Genomic DNA, 3,878 nt, shown 5'->3' with positions numbered 1-3,878 from the left:
CTTTCTGATAAAGCTTACTTTATTTGTCTTTGGACTTCAGTTGAACAAATCGATTAACTAGCAACTTAAATTAATTACCATTCTTTCTTATTTCTCCCGTTCGTTTGTCAAAACCATACGGACAATGACGACAGCCACTCTTGCAGCAGTAACCGCGTTTTAAATGATGTTTTTCAGTAAAGCACTTATAACCCTCAGGCGTATAGTAAAAATCTTCTCCTTCGATTAATTTATTTTCATTACTTTGCTCTTTCATAAACTATTTTGTGTCAATTGGCGTTTCATTAAAATCGAAAATAAATTAGTCGATTGTGATTTTATTGAAATCAAACAATTTTATAACTACAAATTTATAAATTTTACAGCCAATGTTTCTTATTGTTGCCAAATATTTAATTCCGAGAGGATATCGGGGAATGGCCGTGTTTCCATTTATTTTAATTAGATATTATAAAGACCAGGTAAATGTTGTTTTTTTGAATCATGAAAAAATTCATTTAAGGCAACAGTTAGAAATGTTGATTGTGCCGTTTTTTATCTGGTATTTTTTGGAATATTTAATAAGGTTGATTCAATATAAAAATAAAACTTTGGCATACCATAATATCAGTTTTGAAAGAGAGGCTTACACAAAAGAAACCGATTTAAATTATCTTAAAAAACGATCTTTTTTTCAGTTTTTGAAATACATAAAATTAAAATGAATCCAGTTTTCAATCAGCCCATAAATATTCAGTTTCCCAAAGATATTTCCATGACAATAAAGCGTGAGGATTTGATTCATCCTTTTGTTTCAGGAAATAAATTCAGAAAACTGAAATACAATTTACTTCAGGCCAAAGCCGAAAATAAAACGACCTTACTGACTTTTGGAGGCGCATTTTCGAACCATATTGCAGCGGTGGCTTACGCCGGAAAAGAACAGGGTTTTAAAACTATCGGAATTATTCGCGGGGATGAACTTCCTAACAAAATCAATGAAAATCCAACCCTGATATTTGCTCAGGAAAACGGAATGCAGTTTGAATTTATTTCCAGAGAAGAGTATCGTCTAAAAAGTGAAAAGTCTTTTTTAGAAAAGTTAAAAGCAAAATTTGGAGATTTTTATCTGATTCCCGAAGGTGGTACAAACGAACTGGCAGTAAAAGGCTGCGAAGAGATTTTGACAGATGAAGATTCGGTTTTTGATTACATTTGCTGTGCTGTTGGAACAGGCGGAACCATTTCGGGATTAATCAATAGTGCATTGCCAAATCAAAAAATTTTAGGGTTTCCGGCGTTAAAAGGTAATTTTTTAAACGATGAAATTCGTATTTTTGCAAAAAAAGATAACTGGATTTTAATTTCTGACTATCATTTTGGAGGTTATGGCAAGATAAATTTGGAATTAATAGAATTTATCAACGCTTTTTTTGAAGAAAATAAAGTACCCTTAGATCCAATTTATACAGGAAAGATGGTTTTTGGCGTTATAGATTTAATCCGTAAAAACTATTTTCCTGCAAATTCAAAAATTTTACTCATTCACTCCGGTGGATTACAGGGCATTGAAGGAATGAATATCAAATTGAAGGAGAAGAAATTACCAATACTCAACAACAATGATTAAAAAAATTGTACTGTTCTTTACGCTACTAATTTTGGTAAGCTGCTCATCAGGCAAACCAGCCATAGCAACGACCAAAAAAGCGGCAGCAGCTCAGAGACCAAGAGTTGCGGCAACCAAAAAGCCAGTTAGAACCATTAAAAATTATCCCTCTACAAATAATACAACTGAGGTTATCCAATCTACATCGAGAACAGTTGTAACCGGCGATTTGATTAGTAATTATGTCTTGCAGTATAAAGATATTGCCATGGGAAACATGCGAAAATATGGGATTCCGGCAAGTATTATTCTGGCACAGGGAATTCTGGAATCGGGAGCCGGTAAAGGAGATTTGGCAGTAGCTGCGAATAATCATTTTGGAATCAAATGTCACAAGGACTGGCTTGGAGAGAGTGTACGCCATGATGACGATTCATCTCAGGAGTGTTTTAGAAAATATAGAGAGGCTTCAGAATCGTATAGGGACCATGCCCTGTTTTTGGTTGGAAAAAACAGATATGCTGTTTTGTTTACCTATGAAAAAGACGATTACAAAGCCTGGTCAAAAGGGTTAAGGGCTTGTGGTTATGCGACAGACCCAAAGTATCCGGATAAATTAATCAGTTATATTGAACGGTATAATCTGCATCAGTATGATTGTCAGGTTACAGGAAAAAACTATACGCCAATCAATAAAACTGCTCCGGCAAGAAAATCAACTTATGATCCGGCTTCCGACCCAAAGATAAGTTTAAGCTCAAATGATCCGAATTTATATGAAGTTCAAAAAGGTGATACTTTGTATTCGATATCCAAAAAATTCAACATTCTGGTTGACGAATTAAAACAGAAAAATAACCTGACAGATAACGCACTTTCAATAGGACAATTGCTGAAAGTGAAATAATTCACAATTAATAATTAATAATGATTTATAAAAGAAGCAGCCAGCTTTTTGCTGAAGCAGAAAAAGTAATTCCGGGAGGGGTAAATTCACCAGTTCGTGCTTTTAAAGCCGTTGGCGGAACTCCGATTTTTGTTAAAAGTGCCAAAGGTGCTTATTTGTATGATGAAGACGGAAATAAATTAATCGATTATATCAATTCATGGGGGCCAATGGTTTTGGGACATGCTTATCAGCCCGTTGTTGATGCTGTAATCGAAAAAGCAAAACTGGGAACTTCATTTGGAATGCCAACAGAACTGGAAACAGAAATCGCAGCTTTAGCTGTTTCTATGGTTCCGAATATTGATAAAATCCGTTTTGTGAATTCAGGAACAGAAGCTTGTATGAGTGCTATTCGTCTGGCACGCGGCTTTACAAAAAGAGACAAAATCATCAAATTTGCAGGCTGTTACCACGGACATTCTGATTCCTTTTTGATTCAGGCAGGAAGTGGCGCGGTAACTTTTGGTTCACCAAACAGTCCGGGCGTTACAGAAGGAACTGCAAAAGATACTTTATTGGCAAAATACAATGATTTAGAGAATGTAAAAACTTTAATTGAAGCTAATAAAAATGAAATAGCAGCAATCATTATTGAGCCGGTTGCCGGAAATATGGGCTGTATTCCGCCTCAAAAAGGATTTTTGCAAGGGTTAAGACATTTATGTACTGCAAACGGAATTTTACTGATTTTTGATGAGGTAATGACCGGTTTCCGTTTAGCAAAAGGTGGCGTTCAGGAGTTGTACAATATTGATGCTGATATTGTGACATTCGGAAAAGTGATTGGCGGTGGGCTTCCGGTTGGAGCTTTTGCTGCGCGAGAGGAAATCATGAATTATTTAGCACCTCTTGGCCCTGTTTATCAGGCGGGAACATTGTCAGGGAATCCATTGGCAATGGCTGCCGGTCTAGCGATGCTGAAGGCTTTAAATAATGATGCAGCAATTTTTACCCGATTAGAAGAAAAAACAGCTTATTTAGAAGCCGGAATTGACAGGGTATTAAAAGCAAATAATGTTGCTTTTACCATCAACAGAGTTGGTTCTATGATTTCGGTTCACTTTGACGCAGATCCGGTTACTGATTTTCAAACAGCTGCAAAAGGAGATAACGAAACATTTAAGAAATTCTTCCACGGCTTGTTGCAGGAAGGGGTTTATATTGCGCCATCAGCATATGAAACCTGGTTTATTACAGATGCTTTAACGTATGAAGATTTAGATTTTACGATTAATGCGATTGATAAAGTTTCAAAAGCATTTTAAAGGTAGTGTCTCACTAACTGTGTAAGTTGAAAAGTTATTCTGAAAAATATTTGAGCTCTTTTAAAAAGCCCAAAAA

General features: G+C 35.7%; 5 protein-coding genes. 4 read left to right on the top strand and 1 reads right to left on the bottom strand.

All coding sequences use genetic code 11. The features are described from left to right. Nucleotides 1-70 precede the first annotated feature (70 nt). Nucleotides 71-256, bottom strand: a complete 186-nt coding sequence (locus GXM17_RS21080; RefSeq protein WP_163401491.1) for a C1orf53 family protein — start codon at nucleotides 254-256, stop codon at nucleotides 71-73. A gap of 112 nt (nucleotides 257-368) precedes the next feature. Between GXM17_RS21080 and GXM17_RS21870 the strand changes: the two genes are divergently transcribed. The 4 genes from GXM17_RS21870 to hemL are packed head-to-tail and all read left to right on the top strand — an operon-like array spanning nucleotide 369 to nucleotide 3,802. Continuing rightward, nucleotides 369-704, top strand: a complete 336-nt coding sequence (locus tag GXM17_RS21870; RefSeq protein WP_244307457.1) for a hypothetical protein — start codon at nucleotides 369-371, stop codon at nucleotides 702-704. Beyond that, nucleotides 701-1,609, top strand: a complete 909-nt coding sequence (locus GXM17_RS21075) for a 1-aminocyclopropane-1-carboxylate deaminase/D-cysteine desulfhydrase (protein ID WP_163401490.1) — start codon at nucleotides 701-703, stop codon at nucleotides 1,607-1,609. The genes GXM17_RS21870 and GXM17_RS21075 overlap by 4 nt, the downstream gene beginning before the upstream one ends. After that, nucleotides 1,602-2,495 carry a glucosaminidase domain-containing protein gene (locus GXM17_RS21070; protein WP_163401489.1) on the top strand — a complete coding sequence of 298 codons (894 nt, stop codon included), beginning with the start codon at nucleotides 1,602-1,604 and terminating at the stop codon, nucleotides 2,493-2,495. Before GXM17_RS21075 ends, GXM17_RS21070 begins: the two co-directional genes overlap by 8 nt. A 20-nt stretch (nucleotides 2,496-2,515) precedes the next feature. Beyond that, nucleotides 2,516-3,802: a glutamate-1-semialdehyde 2,1-aminomutase gene (hemL, locus tag GXM17_RS21065; protein WP_163401488.1), complete on the top strand. Its 1,287-nt coding sequence runs from the start codon at nucleotides 2,516-2,518 to the stop codon at nucleotides 3,800-3,802. The last annotated feature ends 76 nt before the right edge of the window (nucleotides 3,803-3,878 follow it).

Source organism: Flavobacterium fluviatile, from assembly GCF_010645065.1.
Lineage (GTDB): Bacteria > Bacteroidota > Bacteroidia > Flavobacteriales > Flavobacteriaceae > Flavobacterium > Flavobacterium fluviatile.
Note: the sequence above shows the minus strand (reverse complement) of the source record. Positions and strands in the feature narration are given on the sequence as shown.

Coding starts and splice junctions, on each gene's coding strand:
- GXM17_RS21870 (WP_244307457.1), top strand. CDS start 369: ATGTTTCTTATTGTTGCCAAATATTTAATTCCGAGAGGATATCGGGGA.
- hemL (WP_163401488.1), top strand. CDS start 2,516: ATGATTTATAAAAGAAGCAGCCAGCTTTTTGCTGAAGCAGAAAAAGTA.
- GXM17_RS21070 (WP_163401489.1), top strand. CDS start 1,602: ATGATTAAAAAAATTGTACTGTTCTTTACGCTACTAATTTTGGTAAGC.
- GXM17_RS21075 (WP_163401490.1), top strand. CDS start 701: ATGAATCCAGTTTTCAATCAGCCCATAAATATTCAGTTTCCCAAAGAT.
- GXM17_RS21080 (WP_163401491.1), bottom strand. CDS start 256: ATGAAAGAGCAAAGTAATGAAAATAAATTAATCGAAGGAGAAGATTTT.